At 66.7% G+C, this 18,355-nt stretch carries 21 protein-coding genes; 4 read left to right on the top strand and 17 right to left on the bottom strand.

All coding sequences use genetic code 11. From position 1 onward, the window contains the following. Nucleotides 1–52 precede the first annotated feature (52 nt). The 11 genes from ABZS69_RS39875 to ABZS69_RS39825 all read right to left on the bottom strand — a co-directional run bounded on the left by ABZS69_RS39875 (nucleotide 53) and on the right by ABZS69_RS39825 (nucleotide 10,091). Nucleotides 53–967, bottom strand: coding sequence for a P22 phage major capsid protein family protein (locus ABZS69_RS39875; protein WP_355381406.1), 915 nt, complete (start codon nucleotides 965–967; stop codon nucleotides 53–55). Between the two features lie 12 nt (nucleotides 968–979). After that, nucleotides 980–1,843 (bottom strand): hypothetical protein, encoded by an 864-nt coding sequence (locus ABZS69_RS39870; RefSeq protein ID WP_355381404.1) that lies wholly within the window; start codon nucleotides 1,841–1,843, stop codon nucleotides 980–982. A 92-nt stretch (nucleotides 1,844–1,935) separates the two neighbouring features. Further along, complete coding sequence (locus ABZS69_RS39865) at nucleotides 1,936–3,081, bottom strand: phage minor capsid protein (protein WP_355381402.1); 1,146 nt, start codon at nucleotides 3,079–3,081, stop codon at nucleotides 1,936–1,938. Further along, on the bottom strand, nucleotides 3,081–4,667 hold the full coding sequence (locus tag ABZS69_RS39860) for a phage portal protein (RefSeq protein WP_355381400.1): 1,587 nt from the start codon (nucleotides 4,665–4,667) through the stop codon (nucleotides 3,081–3,083). The genes ABZS69_RS39865 and ABZS69_RS39860 overlap by 1 nt, the downstream gene beginning before the upstream one ends. 1 nt (nucleotide 4,668) lies before the next feature. Continuing rightward, a complete protein-coding gene (locus tag ABZS69_RS39855) occupies nucleotides 4,669–4,818 on the bottom strand; it encodes a hypothetical protein (RefSeq protein WP_355381398.1) in 150 nt (49 codons plus the stop codon). An 11-nt stretch (nucleotides 4,819–4,829) separates the two neighbouring features. After that, nucleotides 4,830–5,774, bottom strand: a complete 945-nt coding sequence (locus ABZS69_RS39850) for a hypothetical protein (RefSeq protein WP_355381396.1) — start codon at nucleotides 5,772–5,774, stop codon at nucleotides 4,830–4,832. Between the two features lie 736 nt (nucleotides 5,775–6,510). After that, nucleotides 6,511–6,993 (bottom strand): hypothetical protein, encoded by a 483-nt coding sequence (locus ABZS69_RS39845; protein ID WP_355381394.1) that lies wholly within the window; start codon nucleotides 6,991–6,993, stop codon nucleotides 6,511–6,513. A 1-nt stretch (nucleotide 6,994) separates the two neighbouring features. Next, nucleotides 6,995–7,468, bottom strand: coding sequence for a hypothetical protein (locus ABZS69_RS39840; RefSeq protein ID WP_355381392.1), 474 nt, complete (start codon nucleotides 7,466–7,468; stop codon nucleotides 6,995–6,997). A 41-nt stretch (nucleotides 7,469–7,509) separates the two neighbouring features. Next, complete coding sequence (locus ABZS69_RS39835) at nucleotides 7,510–8,184, bottom strand: hypothetical protein (RefSeq protein WP_355381390.1); 675 nt, start codon at nucleotides 8,182–8,184, stop codon at nucleotides 7,510–7,512. Between the two features lie 207 nt (nucleotides 8,185–8,391). Next, nucleotides 8,392–9,672: a PBSX family phage terminase large subunit gene (locus ABZS69_RS39830; protein ID WP_355381388.1), complete on the bottom strand. Its 1,281-nt coding sequence runs from the start codon at nucleotides 9,670–9,672 to the stop codon at nucleotides 8,392–8,394. After that, entirely contained in the window at nucleotides 9,669–10,091 is a 423-nt protein-coding gene (locus ABZS69_RS39825; protein WP_355381386.1) for a hypothetical protein, read from the bottom strand. Before ABZS69_RS39825 ends, ABZS69_RS39830 begins: the two co-directional genes overlap by 4 nt. Before the next feature lie 147 nt (nucleotides 10,092–10,238). Here ABZS69_RS39825 and ABZS69_RS39820 point away from each other — a divergent pair, with 147 nt between their 5' ends. Next, nucleotides 10,239–10,736 carry a hypothetical protein gene (locus ABZS69_RS39820; protein ID WP_355381384.1) on the top strand — a complete coding sequence of 166 codons (498 nt, stop codon included), beginning with the start codon at nucleotides 10,239–10,241 and terminating at the stop codon, nucleotides 10,734–10,736. Here ABZS69_RS39820 and ABZS69_RS39815 read toward each other — a convergent pair. Beyond that, on the bottom strand, nucleotides 10,681–11,811 hold the full coding sequence (locus ABZS69_RS39815; protein WP_355381382.1) for a GNAT family N-acetyltransferase: 1,131 nt from the start codon (nucleotides 11,809–11,811) through the stop codon (nucleotides 10,681–10,683). The genes ABZS69_RS39820 and ABZS69_RS39815 overlap by 56 nt on opposite strands. A 68-nt stretch (nucleotides 11,812–11,879) precedes the next feature. Between ABZS69_RS39815 and ABZS69_RS39810 the strand changes: the two genes are divergently transcribed. Both ABZS69_RS39810 and ABZS69_RS39805 read left to right on the top strand, forming a co-directional pair. Then, nucleotides 11,880–12,245 (top strand): helix-turn-helix transcriptional regulator, encoded by a 366-nt coding sequence (locus ABZS69_RS39810; protein WP_355381380.1) that lies wholly within the window; start codon nucleotides 11,880–11,882, stop codon nucleotides 12,243–12,245. Next, on the top strand, nucleotides 12,242–12,796 hold the full coding sequence (locus ABZS69_RS39805) for a hypothetical protein (protein WP_355381378.1): 555 nt from the start codon (nucleotides 12,242–12,244) through the stop codon (nucleotides 12,794–12,796). The genes ABZS69_RS39810 and ABZS69_RS39805 overlap by 4 nt, the downstream gene beginning before the upstream one ends. Nucleotides 12,797–13,303: 507 nt before the next feature. On the opposite strand, the gene ABZS69_RS39800 is transcribed toward ABZS69_RS39805, so the two are convergent. The 3 genes from ABZS69_RS39800 to ABZS69_RS39790 form a co-directional block, all read right to left on the bottom strand. Then, nucleotides 13,304–13,927, bottom strand: coding sequence for a hypothetical protein (locus ABZS69_RS39800; RefSeq protein ID WP_355381376.1), 624 nt, complete (start codon nucleotides 13,925–13,927; stop codon nucleotides 13,304–13,306). A 65-nt stretch (nucleotides 13,928–13,992) separates the two neighbouring features. Further along, nucleotides 13,993–14,694 carry a hypothetical protein gene (locus ABZS69_RS39795; protein ID WP_355381374.1) on the bottom strand — a complete coding sequence of 234 codons (702 nt, stop codon included), beginning with the start codon at nucleotides 14,692–14,694 and terminating at the stop codon, nucleotides 13,993–13,995. A 38-nt stretch (nucleotides 14,695–14,732) separates the two neighbouring features. Further along, nucleotides 14,733–15,752, bottom strand: a complete 1,020-nt coding sequence (locus tag ABZS69_RS39790) for a hypothetical protein (RefSeq protein WP_355381372.1) — start codon at nucleotides 15,750–15,752, stop codon at nucleotides 14,733–14,735. A gap of 151 nt (nucleotides 15,753–15,903) precedes the next feature. Between ABZS69_RS39790 and ABZS69_RS39785 the strand changes: the two genes are divergently transcribed. Next, nucleotides 15,904–16,431: a hypothetical protein gene (locus ABZS69_RS39785; RefSeq protein WP_355381371.1), complete on the top strand. Its 528-nt coding sequence runs from the start codon at nucleotides 15,904–15,906 to the stop codon at nucleotides 16,429–16,431. 1,294 nt (nucleotides 16,432–17,725) lie between these two features. On the opposite strand, the gene ABZS69_RS39780 is transcribed toward ABZS69_RS39785, so the two are convergent. Then, a complete protein-coding gene (locus ABZS69_RS39780; protein WP_355381369.1) occupies nucleotides 17,726–17,863 on the bottom strand; it encodes a hypothetical protein in 138 nt (45 codons plus the stop codon). Between the two features lie 289 nt (nucleotides 17,864–18,152). Continuing rightward, complete coding sequence (locus ABZS69_RS39775) at nucleotides 18,153–18,284, bottom strand: hypothetical protein (RefSeq protein WP_355381367.1); 132 nt, start codon at nucleotides 18,282–18,284, stop codon at nucleotides 18,153–18,155. Nucleotides 18,285–18,355: the final 71 nt, after the last annotated feature.

Below are 18,355 nucleotides of genomic sequence, written 5' to 3'. Positions count from 1 at the left end.
GTCGTTGAGAGCCCATATCCCGCTAGCTGTGCGGCTAGCGGGATGTGACGGGTTAGGGCACGTCCACGTCCTTGACCAGCACGGCCCGGTTGGCGTCCAAGGTCTTGGTGCCGTAGAGGGTGTCGATCGAGCACACGTCCTGCTTGAGGTCGATGTCGTAGTCGAGCACGACCCTCAGAGAGAAGCCCTTGTAGTTCGCGACCACGGCGTTGGCCGCACCTTGCGGCAAAACCAACGGCCGGGTCACGAGGCAAAACGCGGTCCTGTGGAACGCGACTCCGACTTCGCTCTTGCTGTTGCCGGATGTCTGCGGCGGCACCTTGATGTTCTGGGTGCTGAACGCGTCGAACCCGAACACCCTCCGGCCGAGCGACGCTTCGCGGAGGCCATCCGTGTCGCCGCGCACGTCGAGCTGGTGGAACAGCGGGTCGGACAGCCAGTGGGCCTTCATCTGCGGGCCGATCACCACGGACCGCTGGGACGGCGACACGTTGCGCTCGTTGAGGACCCGGTCGGCGTCGATCATGGCCTTGGGAGTGTCCCAGGTGTGGATGTTCGGCAGGCCGCCGTTGCCGACCTCCTGGACGATGTCGTCGCGGAGGGCGAGCAGGTCGTTGTCGATCTTCTGGCTGATGGCCTCCATCGCGGGGTTCAGAAGCTGTGTTGCGAAGTCCTGAACCTCCAAGGTCATTTCCTCCGCGGTCACGGCGAAGGAAACGTCCGCGAAGTGGTTGAGCGTGACCGGGATCGCCGTCTCGGTCGCGTTCTGGATCTGGATGCCCTGGCTGCGGTCGTACTCGTACGCCGAGAACGTCGCAGGCTTGCGAACGTTGACGGTGTCGCCCTGCTTGCCGGCGAAGTCCTCGTCCAGATCACGGTGCACGAGCTGCGCCATGACGCAGGTCTCATACAGGGTCGCCAGCGCGGCGCGGGCGATCACCTGCGGGGTGAGAAAAGTGTTGGCCATGAGGCCGTCTCCTTACGGGGTGGGAGACTCCTTCGCGCCGCGACGGCGCTTGCGGAAGTCGTCCACGGTGAGCTGGTCATCGCCGGTGTGTCCGCCGGGCCCGCCGCCGAACTCCCCTCCGGACTTGGTGTGCGTCGCCGCCGGGGCGACCGCCTTGAACTTGGGGTTGTCCTCCACCGCTTTGGTGATGGTGGAGGTGATCGTGGTGGCGAACTCCTTGTCGTCCGGGTCCAGGCCCGAGAGGTTCGCCAGGAAAGAGCGGGAGTCGAGCAGCGCGTCGACATCGGCGCCGAGCTTGACCGCCTGCCGCACCACGGCGAGCTCGACCTGCGTGCGCCGCAGCCGGTCGCCGAGCGCGGTGTGATCCTGGGTCAGCGTCTCCTTCTCGGTGGTGAGCTGCTCGATCACCTGCTGCGGGTCGAGCGGCTTCTCCTCCTCGGGAGCGACGCCGAGCGCCTTGGCGATCTGCGCCGCCACCTCCTGCCGGGCCGTGGCCACCAGTTCCTCAGCGGTGGGTCCGTCCGGCTTCGCCTCGGCCGCCGTTTTCAGCTCCTTGAGCTGGTTACGGAAGTCCGCGGCCTCGTTCCGGGTGTCCTTGATCAGCTTCTGCGCCCACGGGGGCAGGTCAGAGACCTTGCGCGGGTCCGCGACCGTAGGCTGCTCCGGCTGACTGTCCGGCACGGTGGGTGCGTCCGTGACCTCGGCCCCGCCGCCGTCCGCAGGGGCGGGGGCGGGCTGGCCTTCGGGTGCGCCTTCAGAGCCGCCAGCGATCAGGTAGATGGGATGGCCGGACTTGCGGTAGCCGAGCAGCGCGCCAGGCGCGGTCGGCAGAGCGGCGGTTGGCTGGACGGCCGCCAGCAGCGGGTGGTGCTTCACGATGGGCCCTCCTGGAGCCAGACATGACGAAGGCCCGCGCCTGGCGGGCCATGGTGGAGAAAAGTACAGGTCAGCCCCTTCCGGGGCTGGGGTCAGCGCGGCATTCGCAGGCCCTTGGTCTTCACCAGCTCACGGGCGCGCGCCCGGTACTCGCGTATCTTCGCGTTCGCCTTCCGCTCGGAATTCGGGTCGATAGCTGCGGCTGCGCGGCGTCCCCACTGACGGGCCTGGCGTTGCAAGCGCCGCACCTCCTGGGTGTCGCCGTAGTCCGCGGCCACATCCGGTTTCGGCGCGGGACGGGTCAGGCCGGGCAGATACGCGCTGAGCGAGTGGCGGCATTGCGGGTGCAGCAGCCCGTCCAGGCGGGCCTGCGCGACGGTCGCGGCCACCTGGACGGTGATCGGCTCGTTGGTGAGGACGTTCGTCTCCGGCCGCTCTCCTGCCGTCCCGTTCTGGGTGAGGATCTTGCCCTCCCATGGGTCGCAGCGATCGCAGGAGTAGGGCGTGGTGGAGACGATCACCAGGTCGATCCCCGCATCACGCAGGCTGGCCAGGTGGCCGTCCACGGCTGCGCGGGCGGTTGCGGTCCGCATGGCCATCGCCACGTAGGACTCCAGGTCCCAGATGCGGCCAGATGAGTCGGTGAACCCGGTGATGCCGCGTGCGACGAGCCGGTCGAGCACCTCCTGAGCCGCCTGCCGCCGGGTCTGCGCACCGGTCAGGACGCGGCCCGCAGTCTCGGCGATCACCTGCCGGTAGAGGTCGTCGACCGCGCGCAGCGCGCCCACATGTACGGCGTCGAGCTTCTCGACCGCCTGCCGGGCCAGCTCGTTCACCCCCTGCCCGGGGTTGATCAACTGGCCGGAGCCGAGCTGGCGCGCGTCGCGCAGGGTCCGTTCCAGCCGCTTGCGGACCTTGGCGTTGTGCACGTCGAGAACCGCGTCGATGACGCGCTGGTGCATGCCGGCCGCCCACGCGTCCAGGACGGACTTCTGCGCGGCGGCCTTGGCGGCTCGCTCCAGCCGGGCGATGATCCGCTCCGCTTCTCTGCGGAGCTGCCCGAGTTCGGCCAGCCGTTTGGCCTGCCACGCGGACGGGTCGTCGTCGGCCTGGTCGACGTCGTCGGCGATGCGGGCCGCGATCCGCTGCAGCAGCACCTTTTCGGCGTCGGCGTACATGCGGGCGACCTCGCGGGCCTGCTCCAGCGCGGCGGCGATCTCTTCCTCGGGCGTGGCCATCAGCTTGTGCTGGCGGGTTCGCTGGTGTCATCGTGCGCCTCGGGGACGATGACGTCGCGCAGCTCGTCCGGATCGGGCACGTTCAGGCCGAGCTCGTCGCGCAGCCGGTCCACTTCGGCCTTGACCTGCGTGTCTTCCCACTCGGGGTGCAGCATGCGGACGCGGGTGTCCAGGCTCGCGGACTGGGCCCGGTTGAGCATGTCCAGCGTCCTGCTGAGCGCTTCGGGGTCGGGCATGACGCCGTCCGGCCACTCCACCCTCGCGCGCTCCGGGACGACCTTCGTGCCGTAGATGTGCGCGTCGACTGCGAGCAGGCATTCCGCGAGCCACGCCAGCGCGGGCGTCCAGTAGTTGAGCTTCTTGCCGCGCGTGGTGAAGCTGCGGCGTTCGCGGGAGTGGATCTCCGTCGCGGTCGCGGCGGCGCCCTCGCCTGCCTCCCCGAAGCTTTGCACGCTGTATCCGGCACCGCGCAGGATCTGCGCCAGCAAGCTCTTCGCGGTTTGCTGGTGCTCCTGCACGCGGATGTCGAACTGCGAGACGGTGATCATCGACGCTCCGGAGCCGCCCGGCGGCGGCAACATTCCCAGCGGCGCGTACACCTCGCGGTCCGGATCCCACGTCGAGCCCCGGCCGCGGCCGGTGTTCGTCAGGTACACCTCGGGCACGATGATCCTGCCCTTGCCGAGCCGCAGGTCTCGCATCCAGCTCGTCATCGTCTCGTCGAGGGAGTCCATGAGTGCCTCGACGCCCGCATAGTCGGAGCGGCCGAGCGACGTTCCCCTGAGTAGTCGGTGAGGGCGCATGTTGGGCACGTACTCGACCAGCAGCCCGCGCGGGAAGCCGGAGTCGAACCCGCCGTCGGCGTCGACCATCTCGGCGAAGATCGCCGTCTCTGGGTGGTCGGTCAGCGGCACCTGCATGCCCAGCTTCTCGTCATCGCCCCGGTACAAGCCGTGGTAGACCTTGCCGAACTCGTGCCTTTCCAGGTGCCGCCACACGTCCTTGTGATCCTCCGCGAGGATCCGCCAGAACGTGACCGCCTTCAGCCGGCCTTTGGCGAACTCCGGGACGGCGCAGTCCGCCGGGAGCACGTCCACCACCGGATGCTTGTGCATCTCGGTGTCCCAGCCGACCCGCAGGTAGACGCCGCCGTACGCGGCACACAGCTCAGCGCCCTCCAGCAGGATGGCGTTCACGCTGCCCTCTTCGAGGATCGTCTCCAGCCGGGCGTTGCCCGTTTTCCCGCTCACCCGCAGCGTCGGCGCTTCAGCGAACAGCAGGTCGCCGGACGTGCCCGCGATATCGGCCGCGATCGGGACGTGCAGCTTGGTCGAGCGGGACTGCCCGGCAGGGATCGGCGTGCCCCAGAACCAGCGCGAGATCCGGTTCAAGAAACCGCCGCCGTGCGTCAGCGGCCGGTCCCACCCCTTCAGGTCGAGCCCGACACCCGGGATCACCCCGCCGCCGTACACCTTCGCCAGCTGGTCCGGGTCGCCGCCGTACCAAGCGCCGTGCTGGGCGTACATGCGCAGCTCCGGCTTCATCCGCGGGGGCGGCCACTCCTGATCTGTGGTGGGGAGCGGCACGTCACACCCTCTCTCTTTCGGCTAGTAGATTCGCTAGCGACAACCACGAGTCGGCGAGCTTCTCGATGCGCTCCATCCGGGCCAGACCCGTCTCCAACTCGGCGTTGGACAGCAGCCGGGCCGCGTTCTGTACGGCCTCATCGACGGTCACGTGCGCCTCGCTCAGATGATGGGGACCAGCCCGGACGGCAGCACCGGACGTTCGTCGGGCCTGGTCACGCGCACCCACCCTTGGTAGGTGCCGTCAGGCAGGGTCACCGCGCCGCCGGGACCGACCCGGACGCGCGCCTCAGCGCCGCCCTGGACGACCGCGCCCCACGACGCCGGGTTCCACTGGCCCTCGGTCGGCTCGACGCCGGGCTGGGTAAACGCGATCTCGACCGTCTCGACGCCGACGGCGTTGGTGACGAAGAACCGCAGGTACTCCAGCGACAGGCTGCTGATCGGGTCCACGCCCGTCCCCCTCCCGAGAAAGCGCGCCGACCAGGACCTCATCGGCAGGCCGACCCGGAGCGGCGGAGTGCGCCGGAGCACCGGTTTGACCTGACCGGCGCCGGTGGCGCGGCCGATCGTGAACGTCTTCGTGGCTGAGAGGGGAAACGCGTGGCCGGTAGAAGTGACGCGGCCGAGCGGCCCACCCCGCGCGTAGGAGATCGGCTTGGCCTGCCCGAGACCCGTCACGATGTGGGTGCCTAACGCCTTGGCGGCGCGTACCGGCCGCGCCTGGCCGAGGCCCACGACGCGGTTGGCGACCGGGTCGCTGCGGACCCCGAACACCAGACCGGTCCCGGCGACCTGCCCACCCTGTCGCAGCTTCCACCGGCTCACGGACACGGCGGCACCGGTCCCGATCACGAGCCCCAGGCGCAGTGTGCGGACGGGGCTCGTCGGCGTCGCCGCCCCGGCCCCGGTCACCTGGCCGATGATGATCGTCTTGGTGGCCACCACCGGCAGAGGCCCACCCGACCCAGGTGCCTGACCAGCACGGCGGGAGCGGGCGGCGAGCACGGCACGAGCTGAGCCCTGCCCCTCGACACGCGCCACGAGGATGTCTGGCGCGCGGGCGACCACTGGACGGTTCGGGTAGGCGCGGCCGGCACGGGCCATGACTCAGCCTCCTCTACCAGCTAGCGGCGCGGCGCGCGGCGCCAGTCGGTGCCAGCACAGATGCAGCGGTCACAGCGGGAGGCCGTATCCGAAGCGTGAATCCGTGACCCGCGTAGATACCGTCCGACACCGTGTGAGTCCGGGACGCCGAACTTCCTGCGGGTGGGTCTTGCCGGGTCAACTGCGCCGCCACGTACGAGGCGCTGATGTCGGCAACTTCGACGGTCGGGCTTGACGCCGTCCACGTGCGCATCGCCGAAGTAGGGAAGTTATCGCCGCCGACCCACCGCAGTTCCAGATCCCCCAGGGCAGGCGCTGGCCCAGCCGGGCTGGAGACCGTCGTGATGGGACTGCCGGACGTCGTGGACGTCTGATCGCCCGACACGGTGTACAGCGGAGCTTGGAGCAGCGCGCCAGTGACGGCGATCACCGCCATGACCATGTACGTGCCTTCGACTCCACCACCGGTGGCAAGAGCCCAGCTCGTCTCTCCGTTAGAGGCAGGCTTCCACCAGATGCCTGAGGCGAGGGTGCCCAGAGTGCTAGTCCCCGCGCTGGTGGTGGCCTTCGAAACGAGCGGCTCCCACTCGGGCGTGCCACCGGTCAGCGTGGCGGCCCAGGACACGGACTCATATGACAGGAACGCCAACAACAAATCGCCAGCCTGACTGCCCTCCGGCGGGGTGATGGTGGTGGCGGGACCCGTCTGAAAGATTTGCGGACGGACGGTGGGCATTCAGCACCGTTCGACCCATAGGCAGGCGCTGACCGACACGGCCGCCGCGAACTTCGCCCGCAGCACGAACCCGGTATTGGGCCCGCAGTCCGGGCTGTCACCGAGCGGCAGGTCGTACAGCACCGTGCTGCTGTTCGGGGTCAGCGGCCAGGAGTCGATGACAGTGAGCACGGTCGGTTCGTTGCCGGCCGTCCAGGCCGAAGCCGCGAGGAAGCCCGCGGGGATGGTCCGGCCATAGAGCTGCTGCGGCGTCACCGCCGTGGACGTGACAGGGGTCGCGCCGGGCGGCTGCGTCGCGAACGTGGCCGTGCATAGTTCGATATCGCCGGGCACCGCTGCCGCGGTGCCGAACGTGCCGACGCGGATCTTCTTGATCTCCAGCCCGAACGAGCTGGGCGCGAGCACGCCCAGCACGCTGCGCGCCGTACCCGCGGCCAGCAGCACGGCGGCCGGAGTGATCGCGGAGTAACCGGTCTTCGCCATGTCACACCGCCCGGTAGAAGCCGCTGGGGTCGATCTGCAGGACGACGTTCGAGCCGTCCGGCGTGATGCTGAAGTCGTGCGCTGTCATGGGCACGATGTCGGCGTCCGGCGAGGCGGTCGCAGGCCGGTAGCAGAGCAGCACCTTCGCCCACGCGCCCCCGGCCGTCTGGACGTTGAGGTACGTCTGGTCCGGGATGTCGATGTCGGTGCGGTCGTTGGCCAGGTCTGGGAACACGTCGGTGAGGTCGGCGGCGGCGAGGATCTTCCGGTTGTAGCCGGTGTTGGTGGCCTCGTTGGTTGCGCCAGCGAGCACATCGGCCAAGGTCAGCTTGTCCTTCAGGATGGCGTCGGACTCGACGCCAGCCACAGCCAGGGCGACAATCACGAGAGCGCTAGTGGCGGGGTCGCCGAGCCGCACACGGCGGTACAGCTCGACGTTTCTACCCTTCGCGATATTGAACTCGAAGTCGGGCACGCAGGCCCCTCCTTGAATCGTTGGACGTTGGGTGCGGGGGGCTACCAGGTGGCGGCGCGGTGAGCGGCGGCCGAAGGAATCCGTGGCGGGGCGATGCTGGTCTCTGGCAGGGGGCCGATCCACCCCTGGTCGGACCAGGCCACCTCGTCAGTCCAGGCCGAGGTGGTGCCGTCGTTGACGCCGCCGACGCGCACGGCGCTCCAGGTGCTGGCGACCACAACGTCCGATCCACTGAGCGAGACAGTGGGCGTGGACGCCTCCGGGGTGGCGTAGACGCGGGCCGCCGCGAAGCCGCTGTTGTCGGCGTTGGCCTGCACCTCCAGCCGGATCCAGCCGCCGGGCGGGGTGAAGGTCTCCGTGTCGAGATTGGCCTGCTGGAAACCTGTCATGCGCCACAAGGTCAGCTGTCCACTGCCGATGTCCAGCCCTACGATGTCGCCGTTGACCAGGGCTATCTCCACCAGGGAGTTCATGGCGCTGGTGGGCTTGGCATACCATCGGACCCACCGCGAGCCAGTCCCGGACAACGGATACTGCACGTAGCCGATCGCGCCCGCTGTGATCTCAGCCGAGAGCGGCCCGCGGTACGCCTGGGCGGAACTGTAGGTGGTGCCATCTGCGGCGGCGAACGCGTCTCCGGACGCACCGCCGGAGTTGGCGGGTGTGATGGCAGTGGCGTGGCTGCCGCCGTCGAAGGAGTTGCTCGCTCCCGGCACTGAGGCACCCCCTTGACCGGTGTCGTGGGTGTGGTCCCGGCCGGTGGCTGCCCCTCAACAACCGCGGCCGGGACCACACCGGGCTCGACGCTGGCGGCCGGAAGGTGCCGTCGCGGAGCCGTCTTGCACCCGGGCCTGTCCTCGCTCGAAGGCGTGCGACCGGTAGAGGCGAGGACAGGGCCCGGGGAGTCGGAAGGCAGGAGACGATCAGTAGGCGGGGACGGGTTCCAGCAGTGGGAGCCATGCCGCCTGTGCGGTGTGCAGGATGTACCGGCCTGCGTCCAGCGCGTGGTCGTCGAGTTTGACGGGCACGTCGTCGCCTTTCTCAGCCTTCTTGTCGTCCCACGAGTAGCTGCCGATCTCCGACAGCCATCCCTCGCAGGAGCGGTGCACCTTCAGGTTCCCGGCGGCGATTAGGTTGGAGACGGTGCGGATGCCGTCGAGCACCGAGTTGTCGCCTGCTATCGGGGCGAACCCGTCGTGGTACAGCTGGGTCACGAACGACGCGGCGGACGGGTCGACGACCAGCCAGTCCGGCCGCACCCCGTACGTGCCGGGGCCGTGGCTGGCAGGGATGTTCTCCAGCCAGCTCTGCAGCCGCTTGGAGTACTCGGCGTCGGTGAGCTGGCGGCGCTCTCTCTTGGAGTCGTAGCGCAGTTCGCTGGCGAAGTAGATGCGCCGCTGTCCGTGCTTGTCGGGCACGGACACGCCGACGAGGAGGGCGTTGAACGGGTTGACGGTGCCGTAGTCGACGCCGACGCCGATCCAACGCTCCATCAGCGGCAGCGTGTCCACGATGTCGCGGTCAGGGTCGAACATGTCGTACACGGCGCCCTCGGCCATGCACCACTCGCCGAGCACGTAGCGCCGGTACCACAACCCGCTGTACTCGGCCTTCAAATTGGCCACGTAGGCCGCGTCGAGCGACGGGTTGTCGTCGAGAACGAAGTGCCAGAAGTTCAGGTCCAGTTCGGCCTGGCGGAGGATGAACCTTTTCCTAAGCCAGTGGTTGGGCGCGTCGGGGTTGGTCGTGCAGAAGATCATCGAGCCGGGAACGCTGCACCGGGCGAGAAGCTGGTCCCAGAACGTCTCGGGGATCAGGGTGGCCTCGTCGACGTACGCCCCGGCGCAGGTCATGCCCCTGAGCCGGGACTCAGCACGGATGTCGTTCGCCGAGATGATCTCGACCCGCCGGCCGAGCACGTTCGCGGTCGGCGCGCCCCGGTTGTAGAAGATCCTCCGCGAGACCGGGCCGGTCAACGCCGGATCCATGAGCGGCTCGAACACATTGCGCGCGATGGTGTCGTTCGTCTTCCCGACCACGACCAGGGAGCCGCCGCGCGGAGCGGTGGCCACGTACATCAGCCACCGCAGCAGCGACGCGATCGTCTTGCCGCTGCGGACCGCGCCCGACCAGATGTTGATGCGGGCCGACGCCTCCGCGATGGACCTCGCCTGCTTCGGCGACAGGGTGACAGCAGAGGTCACCGCAGCACCTCGACAGCCTCCACCACCTCGGCGTCCTCGATGTCGATGGCGGCAGGGAGGGCGACCTGGCCGTTGGTGGCCTGGATCTGCGCGAACAGGTTGCCCAGCAGGCTGACGACGTCGGAGTTCTCGGCGCCGTTGCGGTTGATCAGGTCCAAACCGAGCAGCGCGCAGCGGCGGGCGATGAGCCGCTCGACACCCTCGACCGCTTTCACGTCCCCGCCGCACGCCTTGGTCCACAGCGACGCCATCATGCGGTCGAGCCGGTCGATCTCGATCTGCAACAGCTCCTCGCTGGACTCCTGCTGCGCCTTGGACGCCATCTGCAGGGCCCGCGTGACGTCCTTGGACGCCGCCGCGAGGGAGGAGTAGCCGAGTTTGTCGGCGATGGCCCGGTATGGTAGGCCAGCCAGCCGCATTTGGACGGCTTTTGTCCGGCGCTCCGCAATGGCGACCGCACGCGCTTTATTGGGACGGCCCATGAGGGGAACCCCCGAAAGAATCGATGTGACCACACACACAGTTCGCGGTCGGGATTTGTGGGTTAATCTGCGAAAATGCGAGAAATGAAAATGATCACTATTCAGCAACCCTGGGCCGCGCTGATCGTCGCCGGACTGAAGGACGTCGAGAACAGGAGTTGGACGACGGCCTACCAGGGACCACTTCTCATCCAGGCCGGAATCAAGATCGACCCGCGCGGGTTCCGGCGGCTCGACGAACTCGGCCTGGAGCTCGACGCGCCGCTGCACCGCGGGGTGATCCTCGGCTCCGTCCACCTCGGCGAGATCACCCGCTCCAGCGACTCCCCCTGGGCCCGGCCCTACGCGCAGCACTGGCAGTTGTCCGACCCGCAACCCGTCGTGCGACTGCTGGAGGCTAGGGGCCAGCAGGGCCGCCTGTTCGATCCCCCTCCTGATTGGAGGCGCGCGTTCGCCGACCACGACGCCGGCGCGGTCCGCCTGTCTCGGGTGCGTGACGTGCCGGCTGACGAGGTCGCGCCCCGGTTCAGGAAGAAGGTGGACCCTGAGCTGGCGCTGCTGGCCGCACTGACTGTGGGGTGACGGGTGGCACGTACTCGAAGGAGATCACTCCGAGCCGCCGGGGGTCGAGGGACTGCTCATGCATCCAGGCGTGCTTGCTGCTGGTGCCGAGCGTGTGATCCTTGCGCTGCATCCGCCAGCGGGGGCTGCGGGCGCGGTAGGCGTTCAGCGCCGGGTGGGCGGACACGGCGCGCAGCCGGTAGCCGCGCTCGTACAGGTACTGGCCCATCCACTCGGTCATCCGGCCGCCGAGCGACAGCCCCTGATAGTCCGGCAGCACGACTGTGCGGTGCGCCATTTTCAGATTCCTCGTGCGAGGGTGCTGGAAATGGCGGTAACTGGTGAAAGCGGCCAATTCGCCATTCACGTACCCGGCGAAGCATTGCGCGCCGCGATGCAATTCGGCGGTCAGATAGTGATGGCGGCTAAACACCTGCCAGAGGGAGCGGCCGGCGTCGTGGATGTCGAGCCGGAGCGGTGGGCGGGGTTGAACCGACCTCCAGGTGAACGAGGCGGCGGCGACGTCGTACACCCAGTCCGGCTGCAGCCAGTCGAGAACGTCATAGTGACAGGTCACAGCCACGAGCTGCCGGTTGCGCCGTCGTACCGCTTTCTGCACCGCGTGCGACGCGACCTTCGCGACCTGCCGGTCCACCACAGAGGTGAACTCGTCGATGACGACCAAGCCGTCACGGTCGGCCAGCGCCCGGGCCAGGCCCGCGCGGAACGCCTCCCCGTTCGACAACGTGCTGAAGGGCCGCATCCACGCCGGCGGCGAGTTCAGGCCGACCGCGCCCAGCAAGGCCACGACGTCCTTGACGCTCATGCCCTTCGGAAAGTCGTCGACGAGCGCCCGGTCCGTCCACTCCTGGGCGCCGACGAGGGCCTCCGGCCACAGCTCGCGCGCGATCGTCGACTTGCCCGCGCCGGACGGTCCGACGAGCAGGCCGACGTTCCACGACTTGTCCTCGATGGGCAGCTCCACCGACCACGAGCTGGTCAGCTTCTCCTCGATGGGTACGTCGAACAGGCCCTGGAGCTGGAGGACGCGTGCGGAGCGCTTGACGGGCGACGACACTGTGATCTGAGCGCGCACCAGACCTCCTCCGGGGCAGTTTGACGAAAGGCCACCCACCCCTTATTTCACCTAGATACGATAGCGGCATGGTAGGTCTTGAACGGATCACGCAGCCCACCCTCGATGTGCTCGAAGTCCTCATCGCCGCGTTCGACGACAACGAGCAGATTTACGGCTGGGCGATCATGAAAGCGACAAAACGTGCTGGCCCCACGGTCTACAAGGTGCTCGACCGGCTTGAAGACGCCCGCTGGATTTCTGGCGAATGGGAGGAACTGGGTCCGGACGAGCCAGGCCCCCGCCGTCGCTTCTATCGATTGACAGGTGAAGGCGCTCCGGCCGCCCGCGCGCTTCTTGCTAAGCGACGCCCGGCCGCACTCAAGCCGCGTCCCGCACTCGGGTTCGCCCCGATCGGCCGCATGATCGCTCTCCTGTCGGGAGGCGGTCGTTGAGCGGAATCGAAATCATCCTCGGCGTCCTGCTGGGCCTCATCGTCAACGAGGCGTGCGATGTTTCCCCATGGCTCGCACGAAAACTCGTCAAAAAGGCGCCCTACCTGCAGTACCGAGATCGTGAACGTGCGGCAATGAGGGCTGAAGAGCTCACCGCTGTCGTCAATGAGCGTCCTGGCAAGTTGCTCAAGCTTGCTACTGCTGTGGCCTTCGCGGCAGGTGCTCTGGTCGTTCGACTGAAGTCCCTGATACAGGACTTCTGGACCATTCTGCGTCTGGCGGCGCGACTCTATCTCGCCATGGCGGGTCGCTCGCGGGATCAGCCGAGAGCTAAGGCGAAGAAGAGGAAGACCAAGAAGGCGGCTCGAATCGGCGGCACGACAGGGCAGGGCAAGACTGAAGCTGTTGAAGTCGCCATCCGGCTTCCGCGGGACGTGCATCTCGACGCGCCTGTGAAAGGTAGTTCACAGGAGATGGAGGAGCGCGTTCGGCGGTTGTTGCCGGAGACGCAGCGCACAGGCTCACAAGAGCGACTCGCTGGCGATGATTGATGAGTGGTATCGAGATCATCCTAGGAGTGCTCTTAGTTCTGGTCGTTAATGAGGCGTGGAACGTCTCCCCTTGGGTCGCCCAAATGCTCGTGCGCTGGTCTGCTCGGCTACGCTACCCCGATGCGGAACTCAGGGCGACACGAACAGAGGAGCTAGCAGCTTTGATCAATGAGCGACCCGGCAAGCTGCTCAAATTGTGCACCGCACTAAGCTTCGCTGTCGCTGCTCTGATGATGCGATGCTGGCGGTTCGCGAGCCAAAGCGGAACGACGGCCCAGGGCTTTTCCGATCGGCTGGCGCTGCATGTCTTCGTGAGCTGCACCGAGGCTCAACTGGCGAGCCAGCCGAATGGGACCCGAACTCTCGTCACCTGGCTCCCAAAGAGGAGAAGGGCTGCCCTAGGCAAGGCTGAGTTTCGGCTACTGATCTGGCCTCTACAGCGAAGGGCGATGAGACATGTCATGAGGGCAAATCGTAGGCAGGAGAAGCGCATCCTCCGTAGCGAACTTACATGAGCGCGCGGACCTGCCATCCCTCGTCGGCCAAACGCTCGAGTAGGCGGGTCTGCTCTTCCTCGTTGTCGCAGGTGACGATGATGCCCCACACCTCGGGGCGTACGTCCTCGTCGGCGTCGCCCGGGTCGGGCAGTGCCTCTTCGCGGTCGCTGCCGTCCTCGCCCGCGATCGCGTCGGCGAGGTCGGCCAGGTCGTCATCGGTGTAACCGGCAGCGAGCAGCAGGTCCGGGTTGGCGTCGCGGACGTCGGCGAGGACCTCGGCGAGCATCCGCTCTTCCCAGCCGCCCTTTTCCGTGGTGCGGTTGTTCGCGATGAGGTACGCCTCAGCGTCCGCGTCCGAACGGGACGACCAGCCGCGCACGATCGGCGGAAGCCACGTGCCGTCATCGTCGACCAGGACGCCCTCGGGCGGGAACTCCTGGGCGGCGGCCATTTCCTCCAGGACCTGAAGACGGCCGTGACCGACAACGATCCGTCCGGTTCGCTCGTCCAGTTCGCCGGCAATCACGCAGCCGAACTCGTCGATCGACTTACGGATGCCGGGAAGGTCGTGCTCCTTGGGGTTGCGGATGGCGCGGCGGATCTCGTGCAGTCGCATGTGCTCGATCCGTCGCACAGCTATCCTCCTGCTCGGGTCTGTACTCAACAGCCTCAGTACGATCTACTAGGCGGACGTCCTGCCTACGCGGAAGGCGGATCTTCTCGCTGTGGGAAGCCCGAGAGCCAGATTCGAAAGCTGTGGAGCTTGATCGCTTCTGCCCCTACCTCGCTGCGGTCCAGGAATACCCAAATGGTGTCCCTCTCCACGCCGAATTCAAAGTCCAAGATCCATGCGCGACGTGCGCGTCGTTCTCCTTCGCGCTTGTGTAGAGTGCCTCGGCTAGCTTGAACCAGCCGCACCTGCTCTCGAGGGAGTCCTTGCTGAATGCAGATGCAGGCACGCGCTACCTGGATCGCCTCCTGTTTGCGAAGGCGGCGGACTCGTTGTCCCTTCATAGCTAAAACCCTGCTCTTGAGCAGGTCGTAGGCGGCGTTACCTGCTACGCCGCTGGCGACTGCAGTAGCTATGAAGCTGACGAGATCGACCGCGGCTTCGCCTATGAACCCGCCACCTGCGGTGGACTCTGGAGATACCCAGAGCGTCCCCTCCGGGGTGACGTCGGAGTCTTTCAGGGACGAGCTCGGGTCGAGGCGGTGATAGGAACCGTCAGCGTCTCGAAAGTCGATAATGTATCGGTTTCGCCGTGCGCCTGAAGGCTGCCCGATCGCGGAGAGGACGACCTCTCCGACAAGGGTGTCCACGGGGACGTCACTCACTACAAAAGCTTGATGATCGGGACCATAGATGGTCAGCGTCAGGTGCACAATCGATCCGTCGGACATAGGACCATGGTGGCCCATGCAGTGCGCCGTAACGCGGTTTACGGGGAAGGCACGTACCCGAATCGCGCACGGTCCTCACCGAGCTTGCGGGCGATGAGCGCGCAGGCGAGCACGTCCCACGAGCGGCTTTCAACGGCCTCGTCGGGGACGCTCACGGCCGAGCCGGTGATCCGGTTCCGCCCGTTCGTCTTGGTGGGGATGCCGCCGTTCGGGGTCTCCCAGTCCACGTTCCACGACCACTTGGCCCGCTTGAGCCGGGGACGGCCGAGCCGCTGCCGCTGGAGGGTGAGCTGTACCTGGTGGGTGTCGCCTTCGGGCATCTTCACCCAGCCGAGCACCGGCCCGTCCACCGTCTCGTAGGAGTACCGTTTCGGCCCGAACAGCGCCTGGACCAGGTCGAGGCTGACACGGCCGTGCATCCACCACGGGTCATCTCGTGACCACTCGTGCTCACGCGCCCACCACTGCCAGCGGATCGCCCAGTCGTCGACCGACACCTTGATCACCCGCGACGTGTAGCCCTCAGGAATGAGACGGCGTTGCAGCCAAGCGCCGAACCCTTCGGTGTGCAGGTACAGCGCACCGAACGGCCAGATGCGCAGGTGTCCGGACAGGGTGTGCTCCGCGCCGGCGGCACCGATGGTGATCCCGGCGGAGAACACGCCGAACGTCTTGCCGATGACGAGCTCGCCTCCGAGCGTCCCGGCCGGGCGGTCCGGCCAAGGGCCAGGCCCCCACGTGCGCGAGCCCAGCTCACGCATCGCCTGGATAAACTCCGGCCGGTACAGGTCATTGGTGTACGGCTGGCCCAGCTCGAAGTGCTTCGCGGGCAGGTTGCCCTGCGGGTCGGGGCGGACGCCGCATCGGTCGCAGGTTACCCAGCGGGCTGCGCGCAGACCTTGCCCGATCGGACCGTGTCCGTCGACCACCGGCTTGTGGCCGCGCAGGCGGCACCACAGCATGAGCCGGGGCAGGTTGTGGAGCCAGAAGCCGCGGTGGACGAGCACTCCGCGGTGGCGGCCGTCCCGCTTGAGGTAGTCGATCGAATGCCACCACATGAGGGGATCTCCGAGAGGGTCGATTGTGTGAAGGCCAGCGCCGGTGGGGTAATCCGAGTGCGGCGGTGCCTGCCCGCAACTCCGCGAATTCCCAACAGACAATCCGAACTATCACTAAAGTGATCAAGTCAAAGATCAAGGAGAAAGCACTATGAACCGCACGAACGCCCAATGGATCGGCCGCTCGGCGCTGGTGGTGGCGCTGGCGGGAGGTGTCCTGCCCACCGCCGTCGCGCCCGCCGCGTTCGCAGCCCAGAAGGCGACGCTGGGACCGTTCGGGTACGGCAGCCTGAAGCTCGGTATGAGCGCCGCGAAGGCGAAGGCGACCGGGAGAATCGTCCGCAAATCGGTGGGGGACCATGCCGGATGCACGGGCTGGGACCTGAAGGAGAACTCGTACCCCAACTACCGGGTGGGGATGTACATCTCGAAGAAGTACGGCATGACCATGATCGTCGCACCCTCTGGCCTCAAGACACCCCGAGGCATCGGCATCGGCTCGACCAGGGCGCAGTTGAAGGCTGCCTACCCCGACCTGCGGCGTGGTCCGGGCGGCTATCCCACCGCCAGCGTGCCGGGCAACAAGAAGGCGCTCTACCTCTTCTACGTGTCCTACAAGACCAACCAGGTCGCTGGGATGACCCTGACTCTCGCCAAGCACGACTGCCGCAAGTACTAGTGCCACATGTCGTCGGCGAAGTAACCGCTCCGGCGCTGGTCAAAGGGTGTGCGAAAGGCTCCGGACTGGGGAGTGTCCAGGGCCTAGCTCGCGATCAAGAATCTGAGACGTGATCGTTTCGGGGGGTCCCGAGGTATGGGGGGCGTCGCGTTCGCGCGGGAGAGACGCTCTCAGCGCGTCGCCCGAACCGTGCGCGCGGGAAGAAACCTCGCGTACGTATACGAATCCCAGGCTGATCATGAGGGTACACGCGGTTGTCAAGCCATGGCAAGCCCTACACGCGACTCGCTGACCAGGAGATACGCGGAAGCGTCGGCCGACGTCTCCGGCAGAAGGCTTGTTGCCGGCGGCTTGGCTGCTTCACATCCGTAGTGCCAGTCTCGAAGATCTCCAATATCTTTCCGGCGAACTTATCGGCTTATCCCAGAGCGTAGATTCTAAGACTTCACCGAAAGCTCCGGCGATATGGCGATGCTTAAATATGGGAACATAATCACGGCCGACAAAAAGCCTGTGATATCCGACTACGTAAGGCGCGTTGCGCGGCACCTTGCTAAGATGTGAGAACAGACGAAGCGGCCCCGCTCATTAGGTTGGTACCCCAAGGGAGCGGGACCGTTCGCCTTGCCCCGGGGGCTACAGCGTTAGCTGAGCCCCCGGGCCCGGAGTAGCAGGTCCAGCGACATCAGCAGCGACTGCAGCAATATCAGCAGCCGTGCCCAGTCGTCCGGGTCCATGCCTCCAGAGCAACTCGCGCCTAACATATGATCTCCCCTCATGCGTCAGCCCCTGTGGGGCTCGGGGTCGGATTGCCCGACCGCCTCGCGAGAGCGGCCGTGTATCCGAGATATGTCAAGCAGCAAGCCGATGCCCATCGTAGCGCGCCGAATAGCAAGTCGGCCGCGTTTTCGGCGCATATTAAAGAGCGCTTCAAAGCACGCCTTTACAAGATCATGTCGCTTTGAAGCGACAATCGCAGGCCACGTTGCCTTTACGGTCGATGGAACCAGTCGCAGCTCCTCGTAGCCACGGAACAACCGCTTCTCAGGGCTTCGAGCCCGTCAACGGACTCGGGCCTGGGCCCCATAGATCAACCTAGGCCGTCAGCGAGATCACCTCATCTCAAAGCCAACCGCCGCTCACCAACCGTTGCCGTTTGAAGATCGCCGTTGTCGTCTCCCTGCCGCTATCTAAGCGGTACAGCCGAAGTCGCAACAGGGTTCAAAAGGGGTTCACTTCGCAGGAACCTACGCCACGCGAGCTACCGCCCGATACCCGCCGTAGCATTGTCGGCCTACTCGTCCACGACCCGCATGTACTCGGACAGCACCCGCGATGTGGGCGACCAGCCGCCCTGCTCGGCGATCCCCGCCGTGGCATGGTGGAGGGTGCGCCTGCTGTGTGAGGGTTGCGACGGCACTGACGCGGGCAAAACCAGAGCGATAGGGAGAAGCCTTCAGAGTCGCAGGCGCCGTTCTTTTCGCATCCAAAGGAACTGCGCCATGACCATGCTCGCAACTGCCCTTGGAGCCCTCCCCGTATCTCTGGTGGCGTTAGCGCTGGGGCTCAGGTACGGACCAGACGCGGTAGTTCGCCTGCTGGCCGGCCTTGTCGCGGTGTTAACGAAGGACAAGGGGCGCGGTGATCGCGCGTTGACGGTGCTGAGGCTATTGCAGACGCGACGGTCTCGATGATCTCGCCTGCTCCTGCGCCGAGCGTTCCTACTCGATCGCCGCGGCGACCAGGTCGGACGGGTCGTCCTCCAGTCGGTCCCACGCTTCCAGGGAGATTTCGGTGATCGAGGAGTGTGCGTGGCCGAGCGTCTCCTGGATCTTCCTCACCCTGACGTCCACTTCCTCTCATGTTCAGCCAATCTACGGCGCGCGGAGAGAGCATTAAGGCGACTGGGTTCAGTGGAGGGAGA

The organism is Nonomuraea sp. NPDC005650, assembly GCF_040605375.1.
Taxonomy (GTDB): domain Bacteria; phylum Actinomycetota; class Actinomycetes; order Streptosporangiales; family Streptosporangiaceae; genus Nonomuraea.
The sequence above is the reverse complement of the archived record's forward strand: the minus strand, read 5'-3'. Positions and strand labels throughout refer to the sequence as shown.

What these genes read in the sequence shown, in the direction of transcription:
- ABZS69_RS39875 (WP_355381406.1), bottom strand. Translation starts at nt 967, where the DNA reads ATGGCCAACACTTTTCTCACCCCGCAGGTGATCGCCCGCGCCGCGCTG.
- ABZS69_RS39865 (WP_355381402.1), bottom strand. Translation starts at nt 3,081, where the DNA reads ATGGCCACGCCCGAGGAAGAGATCGCCGCCGCGCTGGAGCAGGCCCGC.
- ABZS69_RS39850 (WP_355381396.1), bottom strand. Translation starts at nt 5,774, where the DNA reads ATGGCCCGTGCCGGCCGCGCCTACCCGAACCGTCCAGTGGTCGCCCGC.
- ABZS69_RS39845 (WP_355381394.1), bottom strand. Translation starts at nt 6,993, where the DNA reads ATGGCGAAGACCGGTTACTCCGCGATCACTCCGGCCGCCGTGCTGCTG.
- ABZS69_RS39825 (WP_355381386.1), bottom strand. Translation starts at nt 10,091, where the DNA reads ATGCGGCTGGCTGGCCTACCATACCGGGCCATCGCCGACAAACTCGGC.
- ABZS69_RS39820 (WP_355381384.1), top strand. Translation starts at nt 10,239, where the DNA reads ATGAAAATGATCACTATTCAGCAACCCTGGGCCGCGCTGATCGTCGCC.
- ABZS69_RS39810 (WP_355381380.1), top strand. Translation starts at nt 11,880, where the DNA reads ATGGTAGGTCTTGAACGGATCACGCAGCCCACCCTCGATGTGCTCGAA.
- ABZS69_RS39795 (WP_355381374.1), bottom strand. Translation starts at nt 14,694, where the DNA reads ATGTCCGACGGATCGATTGTGCACCTGACGCTGACCATCTATGGTCCC.
- ABZS69_RS39790 (WP_355381372.1), bottom strand. Translation starts at nt 15,752, where the DNA reads ATGTGGTGGCATTCGATCGACTACCTCAAGCGGGACGGCCGCCACCGC.
- ABZS69_RS39785 (WP_355381371.1), top strand. Translation starts at nt 15,904, where the DNA reads ATGAACCGCACGAACGCCCAATGGATCGGCCGCTCGGCGCTGGTGGTG.